We start from the raw sequence: 24,529 nt of genomic DNA, 5'->3' as shown, positions 1-24,529 counted from the left end.
GGTAAAATGGAGAAGAAAAAGATGGCTCATCCCTGAGCCTCAAGTTCCTCAATGGCCTCCTCAAGGATGCTGTAAGCCTTGAGGATGTTGATGTAAGCCTTGCGGATGTAAGGTAGTGCCGCGATGGCTAGGTTCTCCCTGCCAGGAGTGATGTATTTCTTGGCCTCCTCATAGTACTGGTCGGCAAGCTGCTTGTACTGCATGGCCTCTTGGAGGGTCTCATTGTCGACGCCGAGTTCAACCGCCTTCTGGTAGAGCGGGTCGAACTTCTGGTCGTACCTCCAGTAGAGCATGTACCAGACGTAGTTCCAGGTGCTGACGATCCAGCGGGCAGTCTTGTACTCGACGGTTATGGTGACCGGAGAGGCGTACTTAACTTTAATGATGAGATAAATTGCGTTCTCTCCAGAGGTAGTGTAGTAGCTAAGTACGTGAGTTCCAGCAATGTTGATGTACTGGGTGTCCACAGGCAATGTGACTACCAAGTAAGCAACGCTTCCACTTGGACCATCTGCTGTTATTGTTATAGTTGTTTTGTCCACGTTTACATCGGTTACACTACCTTCCCCGATGGCTATGAATGGTTCAACGTCACTTGGAGCAAGCACCTTACCTGGAGCAGCGTCAACAACGGTGTATGTAAGTTCCTTAGAGAGTTCAGCGTATCCTTCTCTCTTGACAGTTACATCGACCGTATGCTTCCCTATGCTGAGCATTTCTGGTTCAAGCTCAAGTTTAAGTTTTCCGTTCTCATCCGTAAGCCCGTAGTATTCACCGTTGATGTACACTTCGGCACCAGGTACAGGCACCCCTGTAAGTGCATCTCTAACGAGTATTGTCGGAGCCTCTTTTCCGAGTTCAAGCTGATTCTTTTCGAGGCCTACTGCAAAGGATGAACCTCCGACCTTGACGAGTATTGTTGTTGTTACAGTACCCTCTAGCCATGGCACATCTGGAGTCAGTATAAGCTTTCCTATGTTGAGTCCTGGTAGCACGTTTTCAGTAGCATTGAGCATTAGGGTTATGTTGGTTGTTGCTCCAGTCTCCAAGTTGATCGTGTTTTGCTCGGTACTAAGGGTACCTGGAACTATTGCATACTGGGCAATCTGGAAGTTTGCGATTTTTGGCACTTCAATGCTTGCTGGGTTCAGAACCCACCAGTAAACCATTACGTGGTAAACTCCAGGCACTGGATCTGATATATCCACTACCTCATTGGCACTAGCGGTAGCTGAGGAGTACACGGTACCATCGGGTGCGATCACGTAGAGGTCAAGATCTGCCGTCGAATCATTCACGTACTGTATTTCGAAGTGAGCGTTTACTGCACCCTCTGGAACGGTAAAGTCAAGATACGCAAAGTCAGCTTCCTTTATCTGTTCAATAGTCGAGTTGTAGGGTCCGACACCAACTGCCGATATATTGCCCTGGATTTTGTAGTACTTGTTAACCAGCGTGTAATTGAATTCCTGAGTCCCACTAGAGTACTCTACAGTCGGAATCTCTTCACCGGGCGGAGTGGCTGTAATGCCATAGTATGTAATGTTAAAGGTTGCGTCTACATCCGTTAAAACTGGGAAGAACCCAGTCTGCGGCCAAGCAGTTATCATTGAAGTACTCGGGAATATCTCCCAAGTTCCCGGTATTAATACTGGACTAACTACACTCTCTTTGCTGATGCTGGTGGCTTCAAATGGACCTCCGTAGTTAGAGCAGTTAGTGGGGTTGCTTGGGGTGTAAGTACAGTTGCACGGATAATCCGGGCCAGTAGTTCTGAATGCATCATAGATAAAGCTACTGGCTATTGGATAGTATATGCCTGTCCATAGGTCACCACCAGAAGTCTGGTTTATTGTGATCCCCACCAGATCAACGTCCTCAGGAATGTCAAAGAAGATTCTGGTCGGCGGGACGTCCATTTTACTAACGTGAACGTTTTTTACTATGTTTCCATTTCCAATGTCCTCTGGAACCACTATTGTTATCGGGGTTATAGCGTCAACTGGAAGTGGGGAATCCGGGTCGTCCCAGTAGAGGATGAGTTCATTGAGTCCCGATGGCAGTGTGTCTCCCCAGTAGTATGGAGTTGTGAAGCCGAGCCAGAGGAAACCATGGGAAGGTATAGTCAGATTGTATGGATCTACTGGATCTCCAGTCACTATGTCGAAGAATGCTAGATCATTGAATATCGTGATTCCATCTCCCGCTCCGAGGGAAGCCCCCGCAAACTTGAGGGTAATATTCCTGTCCCCATTATTCTTTATCCAGAATGCACCAATTGGGAAGTCATAACCTGGGGCCAAGGCAAAGCCGATGTCACTGAAGGTTCCGTTTTCCCAATCCGTTGCAAAATCTATGAGTGCAGGGTCTCCAAAGATCAAATTCTTGTAGCCGATATTTCTGGCGTAGTATCCGGAGTAGACAATCGGCTCGTTGATGATCTCTCCATTGAATGAATCAAGAAGGCTCCACGCACTGGTTATGTTCAATGCTCCGAATCCCTGATCCGCAAAGGGCATCCCTAGGTCATCCGCTCCAAGCTCAAGGGAGAGTTTGAGCATGTCAGCAGTCGGCTTAACACCGTATTTCTCCTTGTAAGCACCAATCAGTATTGCCAAAGCACCACCAACGTGTGGAGCCGCCATGCTCGTTCCCTGCATATACTGGTATGCAATTGTAGGTTCTGCATTGTAATATCCCTGTGGGTTATAATCCCCAAGCATGGTAAGCGGCATTGTTGACATTATTGCATCGCCAGGAGCCACTATTTCAGGTTTTAGTATTCCCGTGTCAGTTGGCCCCCTTGAACTAAAACCAACTACAGCATCAGTAGCCATTTCAAAGCCCGATATTGGATCTCCAGTAACGTTGCAACCTGCACAGGCGACACTGAAGAACCCAGCTCCGTATTCGGGGGTGTTGAACATGTGCTGGTCAAGCCAGTCCATCCTTTCTTTTTCAATGTATGCTCCAACGGCTATCGCATTAAATGCATCCGCAGGGCTTCCAATTGAGTTAACCTCAGGCCCCTCATTGCCAGCGGAGATTGAGAAAGGAATTCCCGTAAGCTCCGCTACATAGTCCAAAACATTTGCATCATCCTCAATAAGTGGCCATCCCTGGAATATCGGCGTCCATCCAATGCTCATACTAATGGCGTCAGCCTCATCTCCAGTGTTGGGTTCGCCATCTGGACCAAACGCCGCATAGAGGAACGCATCGATGATGGATTCTGTTGGTATGTATCCTCCAAAGTCTGTTCCAACCTTTATTACCATAAGCTGAGCGCCTGGAGCAACCCCTTTAATGAAGCCATTTGCCGCGATAGTGCCAGCAACGTGGGTTCCGTGGTCTCCCATGTCATAACCCAAGACAACCCAGTTGCCCTGTGGATCTATGTCAGAGACAACAAAGTCCTTCTTCTGTCCCAGAGTTTCATTCCAGATCCAAGCACCAACATTGTCCGGACCAGGCGCAGTCCTGTACACCCTTAATGGCTTTTCGTCAGCAAAACTTCCATCATCGTCAGTGTCGACATAAACCAAGTCATATACTCCTGCGGTTTGATTGTCAACTACGAGAATGGCCCCTGCCCAAGGATCATGGTGGTTCAAGTAACAACTCTCGAGTAGGGGATCATTTGTGTAAGGACAGTGGTTGGGGTTATTAACGAAGTCTCCATCAAGCTCAACGCCCCATTCCTCCACATGTCCAATGTGGTAATTTCCACTCTTGGAGATTGCGTCAGTAGGTAGCTCAAAGGTTCTCCCCTTATATATGACGGTATCGCCTTGGGCTTTAACTATCGTGGAAGTATTGAACCATCCTGATACGGGCTTGTTTGGAAGCCCATACTGTTCTGATATTGTGTCCCAGTAACTAAGATCAACGTAATCAACTATCTTAGGTTTTCCATCGGTCGTCCACTGAAGATCCGGATGCCCAGGATCAACGCCAGTATCTATAACTGCCACAGTAACATTCCTTCCGTCATAACCTAATGCCCACATGTCCTTTGCGCCTGTGGTTTCAGTGCTAATGTTGGCAAGTTCTTGGACTTCTGTCATATTTAGGGTAACATTGCCTGCAAACCAATTCGGACGTGGTGCAGGAGGAGCTAACTTGTAAAGTCTGCTAACCCACACATGCTTGAGGTATTTGCTAGCCTGATATAACGCATCAACGTTGGAAGGTGATATTGAAACTGCTACTAAGCCAAAGTGACCAAAGTCTTTTCTAACCTCAAAGCCTAGAGTCTCAAGAATTTCTGATGAATATCCCGGTCTCAATTGGACGATTAGGGGTACAGAATCTTTTCCAAGAGCCTTGGCATATATCATCTCAGCAATAACGGACTTAGGAATCACTGCCGAGGATTTATCTGTTATTTCTTTAGTTGATATTTTTTCAGAGAGGGAGTTTATATTATTTCCAAGGCTCCTGGTGAGTTCTGTTGCTGCAACCCCTGAATACGCCGCTGGGATTACTGCCAACAACATTACTACCACAATCAAAAGACTCAACGCCTTCCGATTCATCCTGACACCTCCAGGTTGTAATGCTCACCCATACTGTTGATAGAGCACCGATATAAACATTTCGGCCTACAAAGTTGTTCAGTAGGCAGTATATGCCATATAACACCTATAGTGACTAAATTAGTCCAATACAGATGTCTCTGGAGCAGTTTCACAAAGAACAATGTCATGTTGAAACCTCATACCCATGCCGATAAAATTCAATCTAAGTACTGTAACCACACCACCAAGAAAAACGCATCAACAAAAGATATAAAACCGCTTCACTCTCAAGGGGATTTAGTGAAAGGTGTGGTGACGAACATGGAGTGGAAGAAGCCCGTTGCGATTATAGTGCTGATAGTGGCTTTTGGATTTATGGTAAACAGCTATGTGAAGCACTATCAAGGTGCTGAGATATATGAAGCGGCCAACAGGGGCTTCAGCCTCCTCACAAAAGGTTTCAACGTCACTCTCCGGGCAGAGAGCATCGATGGAAAAACCATCGAGGGAACCTTGATTAGTGTCCAGGGATCTACAATAACCATACTCTCCCATGGAGAAATCGTTACCATCGGTGGACCCAGCGCGACCAAAGAGGACATAAAAGCAAAGTTCCTAACACTTCACTATAGAGGAAAAGTTTATGTCTATGAGCTTCTACCTCCCGTGTACGGGAATATGAAAGATGTCATCGCCAATCTGACGGTAGACGCCTATTCCGAGAGGTTCAGCGGTATTATCTATGTAAAAGGGCACATCAGTCCAATCGAGCTCGGAACCCTGAAATACCAGGCGGATTACTTAAGCTACGGCTCCCTCACGATAAACCACGTAAGCTCGGAAGGAGCGATATTAACGGCTAACATGGTGCCTCTTTCCTTTCTGAAGGGAGGCCTGTCAAACTATACCGTTTACATGTACGGCACACTGTACGTCAACTCAGAGGAGCGCAACCTCCCCCTGAAAGTGCTTGAGGTGAGGAGCGGATGAGAAATCTTCCGGTACTCATCCCAGTACTCTTCATTGCGTTCATATCCTTGGGACTGGCCCAGCCAAAGACGCTCTTTGTGGGTGCCCTTTTTGCAATTGCAATGGTAATTGGAATATTAAAAGGACAAAAGATAGAGTGGGTGGATACTGGCATTGATATTGAGGAAAAGTACATGACTTGGGCGTTCTGGATTTCAATCGCCATAATATTTATTCAGATCTTAATTCTAAGGGGTATCCCTCTTCTGAACCCTGCTATTAGAACTAGCCTAAATCCCCGCCTGACGGCCCTCACATACTTCCTGGGGGTTCCCGCAAGCGTATATCTGTTCCTAGGGGGGAGGAAATATGCACTCCTCTATCCTTTTATAGTGGCCCTCTACGCTTACAGAACACCCGTCTTAGTAAGTGTTATAGCCATTGGAAGTGCATACTACGAAAGCGCTATGGAACATAGAAAACTGAGGAGTTACCACCTACTGGGAATTCTGCTTATCGCGACTTTCCTCGGTGCGGGAATCAGCATTATAAGGGGGGAGGCCGTCCAGAGCATTTGGACAAGGGTGCAGGGAACAACTTCCGTCCTGGATGTAATAGTCCTGCGAACGAGGTGGCACGGTTTCTATCACGGTGCCCTCCAACTCAGCGGAGTAACCTCCTATCTGCTAGGGGGATACTCCCCGCGCGGACTCATCGCCAAGTTCCTTTACATTAAAACGGGGGTAACCATGACCGCAACTCTGCTCGGGGGAATGTACCTCGATTTTGGTATTCTCGCCCTTATTGAGGGATTTCTCCTAGGTGTTTACTACGGGAGTATAAGCGGAGCAACCCATAACTCCACAAGGGCCCTGTATTACTCCACCCTAGCCTATGGAATAGTCGGAGTTGAAACTGGCATACTTGATCTGCCCGTCTATCTGCTCTTCGCACTCGGAGCGTACATCGTGATAAAAGGCCTTAAAGGCTTCAAGAAACTGAGGCGTTGAGGCATGAGGCTGAGTGTGGTTTTCTGGGTGTTACTGGCCATCTACACGATTTCCGGGATAATTGCAAAACTGGTCTTTCCTGAGCTACTCCCTCCTCCGAGAACATTCCCACTTCTTTATGCCGTTGCCTTTGCTATCGCAATGGCCTCTGGATATGCCGTTGCGAGGATAATCCCCCGAAGGGTTCGAGCTGTTACGTATGTCCTCACAGTACTCCTCGTCCTGTCCGCCACGGGATGGTGGGGGTTTCCCGTGGCCCTAGCAGCCATCGCAATGCCTGCCGCGCTAGCGAGAGAGGAGGGTAGGAAAATCAAGAAAGCTCCCACCACTGTTGCAGTAACGATAGATGTACTATTGGTCGCAGTTGCCCTCATACTGGCTATGATTCCAGTTGTTATGGGCAAGATGCCCCTCCTCCACCCTCAAGTAAGGTATACGAATGTCCGATTTTTCTACCTGGCCTCAGGGTACTTGGTGGTCTCAGCGCTCTCCGTACGTTCGGATTTCAGAGTTTTCCTGATCGGTTTGGCAATAGCTATCATCTCAACGTTCAGGACTGTGGGACTGGCTGTAACGATAGCATATCTGTTGAAGTTAGTCCAAGAAGGCAACTTAAAGGCAGGGGCAGAAAAATGGTTATTGAAGATAGGGACTCTCTCGGCGGGCGTCATGGCGCTCTTCTTGGTGAGGTACTATGCAACGCTGCACACTTATCCGGAGTGGAAGCTGGGCTTCTTTGAAACGCTCTTCTACAGGATGGGATTCACTTACAGCGTGTATGAGAGGCTGTTTGAGATTGGAATACCCTGGGGTGACCTGAAAATACTTATCTCGACGGATCCAAAGGGCTATGTTGGGAGGCTCTTTGGGAGCAGTGTTGTTTACAACTACACAATTTTTGGGCAACCTGTTCATGATTTTGGAATTTTGGGCTTGGGCGAGGGTTTCCTACTCGGAGGAATACTCAAAGATACCGAGGGAACCCGGGTTACGGAAGTGCTCGCCCTAACGCTCTTTATTCTCATGATACCCATTGGAATAGACGGATTCTTCCTTCCAACCACGGCATTTTTGGCATATCTAGCACTGGGGGTGAAGACATGGGAAAGAACAGAACACTGGGTCTGATTCCATTTCTGGCGGCGATGTTAGTGGGAATTGCAACGTTCCCATCAAGGAACACATTAACCTACGATGGCGCCCTTTACATAAACATAGCCCGCAATCTGGCCGAAGACATAACCAATTTTACGTATCAAGGAGTGTACATGATGTACAGGCCACCGCTGTATCCCTACACACTCTCGGTCTTCTTTCGAGTTACACCTATGGAACTCCACCTTACGGTAGCGAGATTGGTCTCCCTTTTGAGCTTTGGACTTACCGCACTTCTTGTTTACCTATTGGTTGTGGAGATGTTGGGTGATCGAGTAAAAGCTATCATAGCCTCTGGGTTCTATATATTCAATCCCCTCGCGTTTACAATGGCCACAAGGGAGCTAGTCCACAGCGAATTCACTCTGTTTTATACCCTATCCCTCTACATGCTTTACAGCGGAAGGAAAAGAGGAAATATCACAAGGATATACCTTTCCTTCGTTTCTGCGGGCCTGGCAATACTCACTAGATACACTGGACTCTCAATCTTTGGAGTTTTCTTGGCATATCTCTGGCTGGTAGATGACTGGAAGTGGGTTAGGAAAAAGGAGTACTGGGTGGGGTTCCTCATTTTGGCAATAACGCTCGCCCCCTGGCTCTACATGGGGCATCTCTACTATGGTGGTGCCCTAAGGCCTTTCAGTGTAGCCTCAAGGGTCGTCACACTCGACAGACCCGTCTCAGTATCGGATTACATGAAAATGCTCCTCCAAGACATTGGATATCTCCTGCCACTGCTGGCACTCGCGGGCTTCTTTAGGATAAAGAAAAATGATGAAGGGTGGCTCTTAGTGAGCTGGCTTTTTATTGGGCTCGCTGGAATACTCACGGTCACCCATAAGGAGACCCGGTTCATAACGTTTCTCTCTCCTGCCATGGGAATGCTTGCGGCGGAAGGCCTGTTCCTCCTGAGAGATGGCATAGATCTGGTGCTAGGAAAGCTTAGGGGCAAAAGCCCTGCTGGATGGAAGCCCTTCACGGTACTTTTCCTTGGGTTGATACTAATTGCCCCCGTGGGACTAAGGGCCAAAGGTCTAAAGGAAGACTGGAACGTGGTTGGAAGATACGACTCTGAGGTTCTCCAATACTCCTCAGAGCACTATCATGCCACCACTCTCCTAGTGTCTCCGTATCTGTACACAATGGCAGGTTTCTACTATCCCAATGCCAGGATTGAAATGATTATGTACAACAACAAAACAAGAGAAAAAATAGCCAATGGTTATTACGACCTGATTATCCACAAGAACCCAAACACATATCTCAACATAATCACCAGTGGGAACTACGTCAAGGTAGAGGACTTCTACGATGGCAAGTTTGAAATCTTCCTCAGGAAAGACCTTCTCGAAAATCAAGAACACTAAAAGATTTCAATAGAAAAATGAGCACATTCTCCATCTTTTTCATTCCTGTACGCCAAAGAACAGCCTTGGATAGTTAATTTTAAATATGAACCTTCGATATATCACCCGCAGTAAACGATTGTGGAGGGATTCGCATGAGCGAATACAAGTTTATAAAGTGGTTTGAGGAACTCGGAAAGGGCGACGTCGCTCTTGTTGGCGGAAAGGGTGCCAACCTTGGAGAAATGACCAACGCCGGCATTCCGGTTCCGCCCGGCTTCTGTGTTACCGCCGAGGCATACAAGTACTTCGTCGAGAACGTCAAGCTTGAGGACGGAAAGACCCTCCAGGAGTGGATTATGGGTGTCATCGCCGAGACCAACGTCGATGACTCCAAGCAGCTCCAGGAGAACACCGCCAAGATCAGGCAGAAGATAATCGAGCTCCCGATGCCGGCAGAGATAGCCGGAGAGATCGAGAGGGCCTATAAGGAGCTCTCTCAGAGATTCAACAAGGATGCGGTTTATGTTGCCGTCCGCTCATCTGCCACCGCTGAGGACCTCCCGGAGGCCAGCTTCGCCGGCCAGCAGGAGACCTACCTCGACGTCTACGGCGTTGACGACGTCATAGACAAGGTCAAGAAGTGCTGGGCCAGCCTCTGGACCGCTCGCGCTACCTTCTACAGGGCCAAGCAGGGCTTCGACCACAGCAAGGTCTACCTCTCAGCGGTCGTCCAGAAGATGGTCAACAGCAAGACCAGCGGTGTTATGTTCACCGCCAATCCGGTCACCAACAACAGGAACGAGATCATGATCAACGCCAGCTGGGGCCTCGGTGAGGCCGTCGTCAGCGGCAGTGTTTCTCCTGACGAGTACATCGTCGAGAAGGGCACCTGGAAGATAAAGGAGAAGTACATCGCCAAGAAGGAGGTCATGGTCGTCCGCAACCCGGAGACCGGCAAGGGCACCATCTACGTCAAGGTCGCCGACTACCTCGGCCCGGAGTGGGTTGAGAAGCAGGTCCTCACAGAGGAGCAGATCATAGAGGTCGCCAAGATCGGTGCCAAGATAGAGGAGCACTACGGCTGGCCGCAGGACATCGAGTGGGCCTACGACGCCGACGACGGCAAGCTCTACATCGTCCAGAGCAGGCCGATCACCACCCTCAAGGAGGCCGAGACCGCCCAGGAGGCCGCCGAAGTTGAGGAGGCCGAGGTCATCCTCAAGGGACTCGGTGCCTCACCGGGCATAGGTGCCGGAAGGGTCGTCGTCATCTTCGAGGCCGACGAGATCGACAAGGTCAAGGAGGGCGACGTTCTCGTCACCACCATGACCAACCCGGACATGGTTCCGGCCATGAAGAGGGCTTCAGCCATAGTTACTGACGAGGGCGGAAGAACCAGCCACGCCGCTATCGTCAGCCGTGAGCTCGGCATCCCGGCAGTCGTCGGTACCAAGGAGGCCACCAAGAAGCTCAAGACCGGCGACTACGTCACCGTTGACGGAACCAGGGGTGTTGTCTACAAGGGCATAGTCAAGAGCCTCGTCGAGAAGAAGGAGGAAGAGAAGGCCACAGGTCAGGTCGTCGTTGCCGGTGCTCCGCTCGTCACCGCCACCAAGGTCAAGGTCAACGTCTCCATGCCGGAGGTCGCTGAGCGCGCTGCAGCCACCGGCGCCGACGGTGTCGGTCTCCTCCGCGCCGAGCACATGATACTCACCATAGGCAAGCACCCGGTCAAGTTCATCAAGGAGGGCAAGGAGGAGGAGCTCGTCGAGAAGCTCGCCGACGGCATCAGGACCGTTGCTTCAGCGTTCTACCCGAGGCCTGTCTGGTACAGGACGCTTGATGCTCCGACCAACGAGTTCAAGGAGATGCCCGGCGGAGAGGACGAACCGGACGAGAGGAACCCGATGCTCGGCTGGCGCGGAATCAGGAGGAGCCTTGACCAGGTTGAGCTCCTAAAGGCTGAGTTCAAGGCCATCAAGAAGGTCGTCGAAGAGGGCTACGACAACATCGGCGTCATGCTCCCGCTCGTCGCCAACCCCGAGCAGATCAGGAAGGCCAAGGAGATAGCTCGCTCAGTCGGCCTTGAGCCGCACAAGGACGTCGAGTGGGGAATAATGATCGAGGTTCCGGCAGCGGCTCTCATCATCGAGGACCTCATCAAGGAGGGCCTCGACTTCGTCAGCTTCGGCACCAACGACCTCACCCAGTACACCCTCGCCATCGACAGGGACAACGACAGGATAGCATACCTCTACGACGAGAAGCACCCGGCGGTGCTCAAGCTCATCGAGAACGTCATCAAGGTCGCCAAGAAGTACGGCGTCGAGACCAGCATCTGCGGACAGGCAGGAAGCGACCCGAAGATGGCCAAGATCCTCGTCAGGCTCGGCATCGACAGCATCTCAGCCAACCCCGACGCGGTGGAGCTCATCAGGAAGACTGTCGCCCAGGAGGAGCAGAAGCTCATCCTTGAGGCGGCTCGCAAGAGGCTCTTCGAGTGAGCTTCCTTCCCTTTTCTGTTCCCTTTCCCTCATGGTGTGCTGTACCTAAAAGCTTATTAATTCCAGTTAGGACTCTTTAATGGTGGTTCAATGGCTGTTGTGGAAGTTAAAAGAATTGATCCCCAGGGAAGACTCGTCATACCAAAATCCTGGCGTGAGAGGTGGGGAAATGAAGTAATCGTTATCGAGCTTGAGGACAAGATCGAGATAATCCCCCGAAAGAGACCAAGACTCTCTAGGTTCTTCGATATAATAGACGCGGAAATAAAAGGAACCGACCTGGAAAAGGAACTACTGGAAAGCCTTTACTGAGGTGTCATTATGAGGTTCATAGATGCCAACGTTTTCTTGTATGCCCTGATTAGACCAAGGCCCGGTATTCCAGATGAAGTCATAGAAAGAAAAAAGAAGGCACAGGAGATTTTGAGGAGAATAGAAAAAGGTGAAAAAGTCGTCACTACCGTTGTTCATTTAAGCGAGGTCGCTAACATCATCGAGGCGAAGGTAAATTTAACCACCGCAATTGAGTTCGTAGAAGAACTGCTAACCGCCCAAAACGTCAAGGTTTTAGCAGTTACTCCTGAGGAATATTTAAAAGCCGATATAATAGCGTCCGAAAAAAGGATAAGCGTAAATGACGCCCTTGCATACCTGAAGATGAAAGAGCTAGGATTGGAGGAGATATATACCTTCGACAGACACTTTGTACACCTCGATGTCAAAGTCTTGCCGTGAAATGGCTCTTTTATCCACAATAAACTTTTTATACCAACGTTTCGATAGTCATCTCAATGAGGCGTGAAGTAGAGGCGATGCGGGAGCAGATCATCAGCGGGCCTATAGTCAGGACCCTCATCGTGCTAGCCTATCCTCTAATCGTAAACCAGCTCGTTCAGGTTCTTTACAACCTCACCGACACGTTCTGGCTTGGAAAGCTCGGAAGGGAGGAGCTGGCGGCACCGGGGACGGCGTGGCCCCTGGTGTGGTTCTTCATGGCCATAGGGATGGGCTTTGCAACGGCAGGCTTCGCCTTCGTCAGCCAGTACGTCGGTGCAAGGGAGTACGAGAAGGCAAACCGCGCCGCGGGAGCGCTCTACTCTCTTATGATGTTCTTTGCCCTCGGGGTTGGAATATTCGGTGTCCTCTCCGCCCCGTACCTCCTCGGGTTCATGAACGTTAGCGATACGGTCTATCCCTACGCACTCAACTACACCCGCGTCATCTTCGCCGGGATACCCTTCGCCTTCACGCTCTTCGCCTTCAACTTCCTCCTGAGGGCTATAGGCGACACCAAAACACCGGTTAAGATAAACATAGCCACCGTGCTTCTCAATCTGATCCTGGACCCCTTCCTGATATTCGGCTGGGGGCCGTTTCCGGAACTTGGAGTCGTCGGTGCCGCGGTAGCCACGATGTTCTCCAACAGCCTCGGCTCGCTCGTCGGCGGATACCTCCTCTTCAGGGGGAAGGTCGGGATACACCTCACGGTGGAAGGCCTGAAGCCAGACTGGCCATTCTACAAGCGCATCTTCCGCGTTGGCATACCCTCAAGCGTTGGTTCGTCAACCACAGCCCTCGGCTTCGTCATACTCACGAGGATAATCTTCACCCTCGGCGGTCAGTTCGGCGAGGCCGATGTGGCCTTCGCGACCTACTCCATAACCAACAGGCTCACCAACTTCATGTTCGCCTTCTCGGACGGCATGAGCATGGCGATGGGGACAATGGTGGGTCAGACCGTTGGGGCAAAGCTCTACGAGAGGGCCAAGACCATAGCCGAGAAGACGATGGCGATAAACTTTGCCATCCTGAGCGTCGGGACGCTCCTCTTCGCCTTCTTCCGCGTGGAGATATTCAGCTTTTTCATCAACGACCCGGCGATAATAGCCGAGAGCGCTAAGGTCGTTAAGTACTTCTCCGCATCGCTGCCTTTCTTCGGCATATTCTCCGCTGTAAACAATGTCTTCCAGAGCTCCGGCCACACCAAGAAGAGCATGCTCCTCAGCATGCTCCGCCTCTGGGGGTTAAGGCTTCCCCTCAGCTACGGCCTCGGAATCCTCGTGAGGGACACCGCCGGAATGTGGCTGGGGATGGGTCTGAGCAACGTTCTCGGCGCGGTTGTTGCTCTCGCCTGGTTCCTGACCGGGAGCTGGATGGAAAGGATAATCGAGGAATCGGCGAGCGCATCATAAACCTTTTATATCACCGTTTCGATTGCGGTCTGATTGCACATGAAGAGCGAGAAAATCGGGAAGATGCGCGAAGAGATACTAACCGGGCCCATAGAGAAAACCCTCCTCGTTCTGGCGGGCCCGCTTATCGTTAACAACCTAGTCCAGGTTATCTACAACATCACGGACACGTTTTGGTTAGGCAAACTCGGGAGGGAAGCGCTTTCTGCTCCAGGCGTTACCTGGCCGATAATCGGAACCCTCATGGCGCTGGGCATGGGCTTCACTACTGCCGGTTTCGCCTTCGTCGGGCAGTACATCGGGGCGGGAGAGTACAAGAAGGCCAACCGCTCGGCTGGGGCCCTTTACTCACTCATGCTATTCTTCGCGACGGCAACTGCCATAATCGGAACGCTCCTCCTACCGTATGCGCTGCACTTCATGAAGGTCAGCGAGAACGTCTATCCATACTCTCTCACATACGCTACGATAATATTCCTCGGCATCCCATTTTCCTTCACCTTCATGGCCTTTGGAGCGCTCGTGAGGGCAACTGGGGACACGAAAACACCGGTCAAGATAACCCTTCTCACGGTGGCGATAAACATAATCCTCGATCCGATACTCATATTCGGCTGGCTGGGCTTCCCGAAGCTGGGAGTTGCAGGGGCCGCAATAGCGACGGTCTTTGCAAACTCGGTTGGAGCCTTCATAGGCCTCTACCTTCTCTTCACCGATAGGGTTGGGCTGAGCCTGAGCCTTGAGAGCCTCAAGCCGGATTTTGAGTTCTACAAGAAGATATTCAAGGTTGGCCTGCCGTCGAGCATCGGCCAGTCCGCGAACAGCTTCGGCTTCGTCATCCTTACTAGGATAATCTTCGGCTTCGGCGACGTCACCTACGCGGCCTACGTCATAACCACCAGGCTGGTGAACTTCCTCACGAGCATCTCTCGCGGCATAAGCATGGCCATGGGAACGATGATAGCACAGAACGTCGGGGCGGAGAACTACGAAAGGGCAAAAAGAATAGCCGAGAGGACTATGGTCATAAACTTCACAATAGCGAGCCTTGCGATACTGATAATCGGGGTCTTCCGCGTCGAGATATTCCGCGTGTTCCTCAATGACCCTGCCGTCATCCAGGAGAGCGAGATAGTTATGAAGTACTTCCTCATTTCGGTGCCCTTCTTCAACGGAATCTTCATAGTCGTGAACAGAACCTTCAGCTCGGCAGGCCACACCAAGAAGAGCATGGCCCTTGGAATATTCCGCCTCTGGGGGCTGAGGATTCCGCTCAGCTACGCCTTCGGATACATCGGGGCCATAACAATCCTCGGAATCTCCATACCTCTCGCGAGGCTCTTCGACTTCACGAGCAAGGGAGTATTCTTCGGCATGGGAATGAGCAACTTCTTAGCTGGAATAGTTGCCCTCGCCTGGTTCCTGCGTGGCACATGGATGAGACGGATAATCGAAGAAAAATCAAAAACCGAGCCCGGGAAGGCCACGGCTTAACAGCCGGAAGGCTAATAAACCCTTCCCCCGACCCACCACCGGTGAGAGCGATGATAGAGGATAAACGGTGGAAGGGTGTTTACTCCTTCGAGGACTCCCCGTTCATCATGGAGATTCTGACGGAGCTTCGCGATGAGAGAACCGGGCCGATAGCCTTCAGAAAGGGGCTCGTCAAACTCGGCCGCTACATGGCATACGAGCTGACCAAGACGATGGAAACTGAGACGGTTCCGATAAAAACGCCGCTTGAAGAAACCGTTGGAACGATAGTCAAAGACAGGAGAAACGTCGTCATAATCACCGTTCTCCGCGCGGCGATTCCCCTCATGGAGGGCCTCATAAAGGTTCTCGACCACGCAAGGGTTGGAATAGTCTCAGCATCGCGTGGAAAGGCCCCGAAGTTCGAGATAGAGATGAAGTACGTCAAGGTGCCGCAGATTAAGCCGGAGGATACGGTTATCATAGCGGATCCGATGATAGCAACCGGTTCAACGCTCATCAGGGTTCTCGAAGAGGTCAAGAAGTACGGAAAGGCCAAGCGCTACGTCATAGTTGGGGTTCTCGCGGCTCCAGAGGGAATAAGCAGGATAAAAGAAGCCCACCCGGAGGTCGAGATGTTCGTGGCGGCCATAGACAGGGAGCTCAACGACCACGGCTACATACTCCCCGGCCTCGGCGATGCCGGCGACAGGGCCTTCGGTGCGCCGATTAAGGTTTGAAATTCCTTCTTTCCGTTTTCTCTGCTCGCGGACGTTAAATTTATAAGCCGGCCTTTTGTTATTCTTTTTGAAACCCGCGGTGCGCGGGGGTTGCCGAGCCTGGTCAAAGGCGGTGGACTCAAGATCCACTCCCGCAGGGGTTCCGGGGTTCAAATCCCCGCCCCCGCACCACACAAACTTCGCCTGGGCGACGTTGAAGCGAAGCTTCAACGCACGGGACGACAGTCCCGTTGAGTTTGACCAAGGTTGGTGATTCCTGTTTGAGTTGTCTTCTCGGGAGTGTTTGCCTTTCAAGCCAAACTCTTTGGCTTGGAATTCCTTTTAATTGGGTAATCGTGTTGAGGTTTACACTCTTCCGCGCTCCTTCGGAGCGCTTTTAGAGTTAACCTCCAGTCTTGATGCCCTGAAGAATGAATTCTTGATTAAGAGGGCCATTTGAGAGTGCAAACGTTCTCCAAGTTGCATTTTTGAAAGGAATCAAGAACTTTGATGAAACTTTGCACAGGCAAAGTTTCCTTGGTGAAGCTTTCCAAAAGCTTCAGCGCCGCTTTCACTATCGTTCAAGCGTCCTTAACGGATGACGGAAGGTTAGTGCACCTTTGGAGACTGACTCTTTGCCCTTGTGGAAAGAACGAATTCATTATAGGGAAAACCACCAAGCAAGAGGTTGGAAAAGAAAAACCTCAGCGCTCCAGCTTCTTGACGCCTTCCCTCGTGCCGACGAGGACTATGTCGGCTATGTCCGCAAAGATGCCGTTCTCCACCACGCCGGGGATGTTGTTGAGCTCTATCTCAAGGTCGAGCGGGTCGTCTATGCGGTGGAACCTGGCGTCGAGAATGAAGTTGCCGTTGTCGGTAACGACCGGCCCGTCCTTCTTGCTCGCCATCCTCAGTTCAGCAGTGGCGTTGAAGACCTCTATCTCCTCGGCTATGGCGCGCCAGGCCGCCGGAATCACCTCGATGGGAACGGGCATCTTCTGGCCGAGCCTCTCGACCAGCTTGCTCTCGTCAACGAGGACGAGGAAAGTTCCTGCCCGGTACTCGATTATCTTCTCCATTGTCAAAGCGGCACCGCGGCCCTTTATGAGGTTCAGGTGGGGGTCAACTTCGTCGGCGCCGTCAACGGCTATGTCTATCGCATCGACCTCGTCCAGGCCGACTACCGGAACGCCGTTCTCGAGGGCGAGAAGCCTAGCCTGGTAGGATGTGGGAACACCGTAGACGTCCTCAAGCTCCCCTTCCATTATGAGCTTGCCAAGGTACTCGATGAAGTAAGCGGTAGTGGAGCCCGTGCCGAGGCCGACTATCATGTCGTCCTCGATGAACTTCAACGCCTCCTTAGCGACGGCCCTCTTGAATTCCTCCATAGGCTCACCCCATCACCGTTCCGTTCTGTGTGAGTTGATACAGCAGGCTCTGGTTTGAGTAGAACTGGGGTTGGAAGCTGACCATCAGGGTGTAGCTGAGCATGGTGAAGTACAGCCAGAACAGGAACCAACCAAAGAAGGCCTTCCTGAGTATCAGGCGCTCCTCCTCGATGTCGGGGGGGAGCTCCTTTATGAGGGCCATGACTACCTTGTCGATGACCAGAAACATGGCAATGCCTATCATCCAGCCATACTGGAACTTTGCGGCTGCCACCCCGCTGACCAGGCCACAGATGAGTCCCCAGAGGTAAACTGAGAGTGAAAACTTGTGTTCAATTGCCAGCTCCACGTTCTTCACCTACGCTTAGCTTTAAAAAGACCTTTTAAAACCTTTCCGTTACCCGGACAGTGTCTCCAGGAACTTGCGGCCCTTATCCGTCAGCCTGTAGTAGACGCGCCTGCCCTTTCGGTGGGATTCTCCTATCAGGCCCAGGCTTTCGAGCTCACGGAGGTGCTGGTAAACTGCCTGGTACTTGAGCGGCTTCTCCAGGGCCTCCCATATCTCGTAGCCGTACATGGTTCTATCGCCGAGGAGTCTGAGTATATCGAGCTTCGTCCCACCTATGCTGAACTTCTCCCTGGTCTCGGAGTAGTGGCCCTTGAGGCCGGAGCTGGTCACGATGAGCGCTATCCTGTCGTCCCTCTCAAAGTAGCCCTCCTCGGCCAGCTTGAGTAGGGCCGGAACTATCACTGCCGAGGCATACTCCGCAAAGATTCCCTCGCCGGCAAGCAGTCTCTGTCCAAGGTCGAGCTCATCCTCACCGACCATCACTGCGGTTCCGTCGGTCTCGCCTATGGCCTTCAAAGCCAGCTCCTTCATCACGGGGTTCTTCACGTAGAGCGCCAGCGCCTTTGTAGGTTCCGCCTTTGGCTCGACGCCCAGAACCTCACTCGCTATGGGGGAACACTTCTCGGCCTGAACCGCTATGAGTCTGGGCATCTCCTCAATGGCACCTATCTCCATGAGCTCAACGAACCCCTTGTAGATGCTGTAGAGGTTGCTTCCGCTGCCGGTCGGAACCACCACGTGAGTAGGGTTCAGCTCCTCCCAGAGCTCGAAGGCCAGCGTTTTCTGCCCCTCCAGACCAATGAGGTTGCTCTCGGGGGTGACGTTGTAGAGTCCCTTGCCCTCAGCCAATCCTTCCGCGTAGCTTATGCCCTCATCAACGCTCTCACCGTAGCGGATCACCTTCGCACCAAAGGCCACTATCTGGTTCAGCTTCCCCTGCTCGACAAGTTTTGGAACGACAGTGTAAGCAGGCTTTCCTGCCCGGGCTGCATAGGCCGAAAGGGAAGCGGCGGCGTTTCCGTTGCTGGCCACAACAAAGCCGTTCTCTGCGTGGGGAATGCCGTAGGAGACCGCCACGGTGATGAGCCTGTCGCGGAACGAACCGGTTGGATTCCTGGTTTCGTCCTTGATGAAGACGTTCAGCCCGAGTTCTTCACCGAGTTTCGCCCTCAAAAGAGGCGTTCCGCCCTCATTCAGACTGATGACACGGTTTACATCTGGAAGAAGCTCCCGGTACTTCCAGACACCTGGCTTTCTACCTTTCCAGGCAGAAACGTCCACGGATTCGTAGTCGTACGTTATTCTAAGCGGCTCCCCACAGGAGCACGTTGGAGGAATAAGGGAGGAGTAGAGCCTGCCACAGGAGGGGCAGCGAACCTCCATTCCCATCACTCCAGGGTTACTTGAGCCTTATTGCATCCAGGTTGTTGGGGGCGCGCGTTGAGATACCGAACTTCTTGTGGATGCTCGTTGAAAGGTCAAGACACTTGTGGGGCTCTCCGTGGACGGTTATCACCCTCTCAGGCCTCGGTCTCAGCCTGGCTATGTAGCTGATGAGCTCCCTCCTGTCGGCGTGACCGGAGAAGCCGTCTATGGTGTGAACCTCCATGTTCACCTTTACCACTTCGGTCTTTCCACCCTCTCCGACGAGTGGAATCTCTCTCAGGCCCCTCTGAACCTGCCGTCCAAGCGTTCCCTCCGCCTGGTAGCTGACGAATATCATGCTGTTCTTCGGGTCGGGGGCGAGCTGCTTGAAGTACTCGACGCTCGGTCCGCCAACGAGCATGCCCGATGTCGCTATGATTATCGCAGGTTCGCCGCTGTCGATGATGTCCTGCCTCTCCCTGCTGTTGGCGACTGGCTTGAATATCGGGTTTAGGAACGGATTGTAGCCCTCGTGGAATATCTGCTCACGGAGGTGCCTGCTGAGGTACTCTGGATAAGCCGTGTGTATGGCGGTGGCCTCCCATATCATTCCGTCGAGGTATATGGGCACCTCTATACCGCCAACTCTCGCGTATTCCTCAAGGACCATCATTATCTCCTGCGCCCTGCCGACGGCCATGGCCGGGATGAGAACCTTGCCCTTCCTACGTATCGTCTGGTGAATCACCTCTATGAGCCTCTTCTCCGCCTCCTCCCTGGGCATCTGGTAGTCGTTGCTTCCGCCGTAGGTGGACTCCATAACCAGCGTCTCAAGCCTCGGGAACCTGCTGACGGCAGGCTCGAAGAGCCTCGTCGGGATGAACTTGAAGTCACCGGTTATGGCTATGTTGTGGAGGCCGTTGCCTATGTGGAGGTGGACTATAGACGAACCGAGTATGTGGCCGGCGTTGTGGAGGGTGAGCCTCATGTCCGGGGCTATGTCCCTAACCTCTCCATAGTCGAGGGTTATTGTATGCTTGATAACCTCCTTGATGTCCCTCGGGCGGTACAACGGCTCAACGCCGTTCATCTGCTGTATCTCGATGAAGTCCTGCTGGAGGAGGACCATCAGGTCTCTGGTCGGGGGAGTGGTGTATATCGGTCCGTCGAAGAGCTTGTAGCGGAAGAGGTACGGTAGCATTCCGCTGTGGTCAAGGTGAGCGTGGGTTATGATGATGGCGTCAAGAAGACCGGCATCGAGGACGTACCTGAACTCCGGCGCCTCGAAGTGCGGAAAGGCCTTCTTGGGGTCGCGCAGGGCGGCTATGTTGACACCAAAATCGACCAGGACGTAGCTTTCATTGGTTTGAACCAGGAGAGCGCTCCTTCCAACCTCGCGGAAGCCTCCAAGGCCGGTGATTCTAATCCACTCACTCTTCAGCTCGGGCTTGCGGTAGATGTTCCGCCCGACCTGTCTGAGGAACTTCCTCCTGTCCTTCGCCTCGGCCTGGAGTATCTGCCTTATGGAGTAGATGGTCTGGCTCTGGAGAGGGGGGGTCCTTATGACCCTAGGGGCCCAGTGGACCCTCTGGGTTATGAGTCTCAGAGTTTCGCCGTTCTTTCCTATAACGAGGCCGGGCTTCTTGGCCTCTATGAGGACCTCTCCGACGGAAGGGTCAAAGCTTATGTTGGTTATCTCCGCCTCCTTGGGCACGAGTTCTTTTATCATCTCCTCGGCCTTTTCAGGGGGAAGAAGAACCTCAGGATCCGGACGAACGCTGATGCGCTTCTTGAGAACCTTGGCGAGGTTTCGTATTAAATCACCGTCCTGCATTATCGCCTCTGGGTTCTTGACGTATATAACCAGCTCCGGCCCCTCGAATTCAACATCGGTTATCCTGGCTTCCCTGGGAACCATCTGACTTATAACGGCCTTTATGTCCCGTAATATGTCATCAACGAAAGTTTCTCTCCTTATCAAAGTCACCACCTCACTTTAGAAGAGCCTCTATCTCCTCCTTGCTCAGCTCTCTGTAGCCATCCTTTGTCACGGTAACGAGGGTTATCCCATCTCCGGTGAAAACATCACGCCTTGTGGCGGCTTTTATCGCCCGGAGGGCAAGTTTTATGCCCTCTTCCAATTTAATGTCCTCGGTGTAGCTATCCTCCAGAACCGCGAAGGCGAACTCCATTCCAGAGCCCGCGGCGGTGAACTTATCCTCGGTAATGCCCCCGGCCATGTCTATCGAGTACAGCCCGGGCTTCACATCGTAGCCAGCTATGAGAAACCATCCGAAGTACGGCATGAACCTGCTGCCATGAAGGATGTTAGAAGTCAGCGTAGCAAGGGCTTTCACGCTCATTTCATACCCAACCTTCGCCCTGTACAGCTTGGCCTCGGCCCTCAGAAGCCTGACGAGCGAGAGTATGTCTCCAACACTCCCCGCACCGGCCAAGGCCAAGTGGTCGTCTATCTGGAACACCTTGGTAACGTTCTCTGAAAGCACCATGCTGCCGAGCGATGCCCTTCTGTCCGCCGCTAGGACGACGCCGTCCTTACATACAATGCCGACCGTAGTCGTTCCCTTTAGCTTTTCAGCCAATTACAACACCCCTGCTGGTATGTTTTTAGAATAGAAGAACCTCTACAACGCCAATTTAGGGGAATAGTATTTAAAGGTTTCGTCCGAAGCCTACATTTAGACGGTGTGGGGTGGTAAAATGAAGGAGGTTATACTCCTAACGGGTCCGCCGCTCAACGGGCGCGACGAGTACATAACCGAGGCGCTGAAGCTCGCCGACGGGGAGAGCTACGCCTACTACCACGTCTTCGACTACATCAGGGAGGTCGGAAAGGAGCTGGGTGTCAAGATAACGAGGAAGAACGTTCTCGACTTCGCCATAAGCCATCAGGATCTGATGAACGAGATACGGGACGAGGCTTTCAATAGAATAAGAAAGGAAATAGACGAAAGTGACAAAAACTTCCATCTCGTTTCAACTCCAAGCCTCTTCCGCTGGGGAAGCGGGAGCGTTATAGGGTTCACGACGAGCAATCTAAAGCTTCTAAGGCCGAACCGTGTGATAATAGTCCTCGACGACGTCCTCTCTGTCAGAAGACGCATCATCAACGACCAGGAGTGGTTCGAGCGCTTCGGCGAGGATCCCGAGAACATAAAGCTGACAACCCTCGTCATGTGGCGCGAGGATGCCATAAACCACGTCAAGACCCTCATCCATGAGCTGAAGAAAGAAGGCATCGAGGTCCGCTACATCCTCCAGTTCGGCATAAGACACCCCTACGGAGTCTTCCTTGACCTGATATTCAGGGAAGGGGAGAAGCCGCTCGTTTACCTCAGCTATCCGATGACCGGTCACGAGGAGGAGTACTACCAGCGGGTCAGGGGATTCTACAACAAGCTCAGTGAACACTTTACAGTCCTTGACCCCGGCGCCCTGGACGACTGGTGGGTCGTTGCTGAATACGACGCCCAGGTCAACAGAGACCCATCAATAACGCGCATCAGGATAAAGCACCTTCTGGACGGTGAGGAGGTCGAGGAACTCGACAGAGAGGACATAGAGCAGGCCACCGACATACTAAGGCGCCAGCTCGTCGAGAGGGACTTCAACCTCGTCGATGTCAGCAAGGCCATAGCGGTTTACCACTACGCCGAAGGCGTTTCCGCCGGCGTTATCAGCGAGATGGCCGAGGCATACAGGACGCTGGCGGCGATATACCTCTACTATCCGTTCAAGAGACGACCGAGCCCTTTCATGGAGTTCTACGGCATGCAGAATCCATCTCGGAGGACGATGTTCAAGGATGAGGACGAGATGGTAAAAGCCATGGTCGAGGAAAAGGAATACTGGGCCAAGGTGTGAGCCATGGGAGAAAGCGAGTTCGAACTCGTGGGCTTCCGCACCTTTTTTCACGAATTTTTGAGGGTTCTCTACTACGTAAGGAGCATTCTCCTCGGGCTGTTCCTTATAATAACCGCCCTTGGGATAGTAATAGCAGGCCAGGAAAATATCGACATCTGGAACGGTATATACTTCGCCTTTATCTCAGCTTACACCGTTGGATATGGGGATATAGTCCCAACGAAGGCTCTAACAAAGTTTCTTGCGGCCTTTGTTTTGCCCCTACTGGGGATGATATTCACGGGCATAATGGTGGCCGCGGCGATGCAGGCCATAGCAAGACTCTACCGGATGCAGGGCGGAAGAAACGGATAGAAAAGGGAGAAGAAATCACTTCTTCACCCATCCGCGCCACTTCATGGCGTCGTAGACCCTCTGGACGGCGACGACGTAGGCGGCATCCCTCATCGGGATGGCCTTCTCCTTGTGGGTGTTGTAAACGTCCCAGAAGGCCTTGGTCATCTTCTTGTCGAGCTTTGCTCTTGTAGTCTCGGTGTCCCAGTAGTCGCCGGTTATGTTCTGGACCCACTCGAAGTAGCTGACGGTAACACCGCCGGCGTTACAGAGGAAGTCAGGTATGATGAGGACGCCCTTCTCGTGGAGTATCTCGTCGGCCTCCGGCGTTGTCGGGCCGTTGGCGAGCTCGGCAACGATCTTGGCCTTGATCTTGTCGGCGTTGTCCTTGGTGATGACACCCTCAATGGCGCTCGGGGCGAGGACGTCGACCTCAAGCTCGAGGAGCTCCTCGTTGGTGATGTTAGTCGCGCCTGGGAAGTCCTTAACTGAGCCGTGCTCACGCTTCCACTTGAGAACCTCGTCGGCGTTTATGCCGTCCTCCATGTAGATACCGCCCTTGCTGTCGCTGACGGCGACGACCTTCATGCCGTACTCCTCGCTCATGATCTTGGCCATGTAGTAGCCGGCGTTACCGTAACCCTGGATGGCGATGGTCTTGCCCTTGAGGTCCATTCCGAGGGCCTTAGCGGCTTCCCTGACGGTGAAGCTGGCACCCCTGGCAGTGGCATCCATCCTGGCGACGATACCACCGACACCGGGCGGCTTACCGGTGATGATTCCAAAGCTCGGAACCTTCCTCCTGCTGATGGCCTCGTACTCGTCCATCATCCAGGCCATTATCTGTGGGTTGGTGTAAACGTCAGGGGCCGGGATGTCGGTGTACGGGCTGATGACGTCGTAGATGGCCCTTATGTAGTTTCTGGCAAGCCTCTCCTTCTCCCTCTCGGAGAGCTTCTTCGGGTCGACTATGATACCACCCTTACCTCCACCGTAGGGGAGGTCAACGACGGCGACCTTCCAGGTCATCCAGGTGGCGAGGGCCTTAACGGTGCTGAGGGTCTCGGCCGGGTGCCACCTTATACCACCCTTGGTCGGACCGCGGGCCCAGTTGTGCTGAACACGGAAACCGGTGAAAACCTTAACAGAACCGTCGTCCATCTCAAGCGGAACTGAGACCTCAACAATCCTCATGGGCTTCTTGAGCCACTCAAGGGCCTCTTCGCTTATGTCCATGAACTGGGCAGCCCTCTCGAGCTGCTTAACGGCCATCTCAAACGGGTCAATCTCAACCATCTTTACCACCTCAGGTTTC

19 protein-coding genes and 1 tRNA gene are annotated in these 24,529 nt (G+C 52.4%); 13 read left to right on the top strand and 7 right to left on the bottom strand.

Annotated elements, in window-relative coordinates; genetic code table 11:
• Positions 1–26: 26 nt before the first annotated feature.
• Positions 27–4,538, bottom strand: a complete 4,512-nt coding sequence (locus E3E25_RS02270; protein ID WP_167891652.1) for a S8 family serine peptidase — start codon at positions 4,536–4,538, stop codon at positions 27–29.
• A 303-nt stretch (positions 4,539–4,841) separates the two neighbouring features.
• On the opposite strand from E3E25_RS02270, the gene E3E25_RS02265 reads away from it, so the two are divergent.
• From E3E25_RS02265 to E3E25_RS02215, 11 genes are all read left to right on the top strand, one after another.
• On the top strand, positions 4,842–5,510 hold the full coding sequence (locus E3E25_RS02265) for a hypothetical protein (protein ID WP_167891651.1): 669 nt from the start codon (positions 4,842–4,844) through the stop codon (positions 5,508–5,510).
• A complete protein-coding gene (locus E3E25_RS02260; protein ID WP_167891650.1) occupies positions 5,507–6,499 on the top strand; it encodes a hypothetical protein in 993 nt (330 codons plus the stop codon). The genes E3E25_RS02265 and E3E25_RS02260 overlap by 4 nt, the downstream gene beginning before the upstream one ends.
• Before the next feature lie 3 nt (positions 6,500–6,502).
• Positions 6,503–7,627: a hypothetical protein gene (locus E3E25_RS02255; protein WP_167891649.1), complete on the top strand. Its 1,125-nt coding sequence runs from the start codon at positions 6,503–6,505 to the stop codon at positions 7,625–7,627.
• A complete protein-coding gene (locus E3E25_RS02250) occupies positions 7,600–9,024 on the top strand; it encodes a glycosyltransferase family 39 protein (RefSeq protein WP_167891648.1) in 1,425 nt (474 codons plus the stop codon). The genes E3E25_RS02255 and E3E25_RS02250 overlap by 28 nt, the downstream gene beginning before the upstream one ends.
• Before the next feature lie 134 nt (positions 9,025–9,158).
• On the top strand, positions 9,159–11,510 hold the full coding sequence (ppsA, locus tag E3E25_RS02245) for a phosphoenolpyruvate synthase (RefSeq protein WP_167891647.1): 2,352 nt from the start codon (positions 9,159–9,161) through the stop codon (positions 11,508–11,510).
• Between the two features lie 90 nt (positions 11,511–11,600).
• Positions 11,601–11,822, top strand: coding sequence for an AbrB/MazE/SpoVT family DNA-binding domain-containing protein (locus E3E25_RS02240; RefSeq protein WP_167891646.1), 222 nt, complete (start codon positions 11,601–11,603; stop codon positions 11,820–11,822).
• A 9-nt stretch (positions 11,823–11,831) separates the two neighbouring features.
• The gene (locus E3E25_RS02235; RefSeq protein ID WP_167891645.1) at positions 11,832–12,245 is read left to right on the top strand and encodes a type II toxin-antitoxin system VapC family toxin; all 414 of its coding nucleotides are present in this window, start codon (positions 11,832–11,834) and stop codon (positions 12,243–12,245) included.
• Between the two features lie 56 nt (positions 12,246–12,301).
• Positions 12,302–13,702: an MATE family efflux transporter gene (locus tag E3E25_RS02230; protein WP_167891644.1), complete on the top strand. Its 1,401-nt coding sequence runs from the start codon at positions 12,302–12,304 to the stop codon at positions 13,700–13,702.
• 39 nt (positions 13,703–13,741) lie between these two features.
• Positions 13,742–15,196: an MATE family efflux transporter gene (locus E3E25_RS02225; RefSeq protein WP_167892609.1), complete on the top strand. Its 1,455-nt coding sequence runs from the start codon at positions 13,742–13,744 to the stop codon at positions 15,194–15,196.
• 50 nt (positions 15,197–15,246) lie between these two features.
• Positions 15,247–15,915, top strand: a complete 669-nt coding sequence (gene upp, locus E3E25_RS02220; RefSeq protein ID WP_167892608.1) for a uracil phosphoribosyltransferase — start codon at positions 15,247–15,249, stop codon at positions 15,913–15,915.
• Between the two features lie 83 nt (positions 15,916–15,998).
• A tRNA-Leu gene (locus E3E25_RS02215) sits at positions 15,999–16,086 on the top strand.
• A 512-nt stretch (positions 16,087–16,598) separates the two neighbouring features.
• On the opposite strand, the gene rpiA is transcribed toward E3E25_RS02215, so the two are convergent.
• Genes rpiA through psmB form a run of 5 tightly spaced genes read right to left on the bottom strand, consistent with a single transcriptional unit; the run spans position 16,599 to position 21,599 of the window.
• Positions 16,599–17,282, bottom strand: a complete 684-nt coding sequence (gene rpiA, locus E3E25_RS02210; protein WP_167891643.1) for a ribose-5-phosphate isomerase RpiA — start codon at positions 17,280–17,282, stop codon at positions 16,599–16,601.
• A gap of 4 nt (positions 17,283–17,286) precedes the next feature.
• Positions 17,287–17,640, bottom strand: coding sequence for a hypothetical protein (locus tag E3E25_RS02205; RefSeq protein ID WP_370456637.1), 354 nt, complete (start codon positions 17,638–17,640; stop codon positions 17,287–17,289).
• Between the two features lie 39 nt (positions 17,641–17,679).
• Positions 17,680–19,014 carry a pyridoxal-phosphate dependent enzyme gene (locus tag E3E25_RS02200; protein ID WP_167892606.1) on the bottom strand — a complete coding sequence of 445 codons (1,335 nt, stop codon included), beginning with the start codon at positions 19,012–19,014 and terminating at the stop codon, positions 17,680–17,682.
• A 16-nt stretch (positions 19,015–19,030) separates the two neighbouring features.
• Entirely contained in the window at positions 19,031–20,977 is a 1,947-nt protein-coding gene (locus E3E25_RS02195; protein WP_167891642.1) for a beta-CASP ribonuclease aCPSF1, read from the bottom strand.
• Positions 20,978–20,987: 10 nt separating this feature from the next.
• Positions 20,988–21,599: an archaeal proteasome endopeptidase complex subunit beta gene (gene psmB, locus E3E25_RS02190; RefSeq protein WP_167891641.1), complete on the bottom strand. Its 612-nt coding sequence runs from the start codon at positions 21,597–21,599 to the stop codon at positions 20,988–20,990.
• A gap of 118 nt (positions 21,600–21,717) precedes the next feature.
• On the opposite strand from psmB, the gene E3E25_RS02185 reads away from it, so the two are divergent.
• Together E3E25_RS02185 and E3E25_RS02180 are read left to right on the top strand one after the other, a co-directional pair.
• The gene (locus tag E3E25_RS02185; protein WP_167891640.1) at positions 21,718–22,881 is read left to right on the top strand and encodes a hypothetical protein; all 1,164 of its coding nucleotides are present in this window, start codon (positions 21,718–21,720) and stop codon (positions 22,879–22,881) included.
• Positions 22,882–22,884: 3 nt separating this feature from the next.
• A complete protein-coding gene (locus tag E3E25_RS02180) occupies positions 22,885–23,235 on the top strand; it encodes a potassium channel family protein (RefSeq protein ID WP_167891639.1) in 351 nt (116 codons plus the stop codon).
• A 15-nt stretch (positions 23,236–23,250) separates the two neighbouring features.
• Here E3E25_RS02180 and gdhA read toward each other — a convergent pair whose 3' ends face one another.
• Positions 23,251–24,510, bottom strand: coding sequence for a glutamate dehydrogenase (gdhA, locus tag E3E25_RS02175; protein ID WP_167891638.1), 1,260 nt, complete (start codon positions 24,508–24,510; stop codon positions 23,251–23,253).
• Between the last annotated feature and the right edge of the window lie 19 nt (positions 24,511–24,529).

Origin of the sequence: Thermococcus sp. MAR1 (assembly GCF_012027305.1) — an archaeon.
In the GTDB taxonomy this organism is placed as follows: Archaea; Methanobacteriota_B; Thermococci; order Thermococcales; family Thermococcaceae; genus Thermococcus.
Note: the sequence above shows the minus strand (reverse complement) of the source record. Positions and strands in the feature narration are given on the sequence as shown.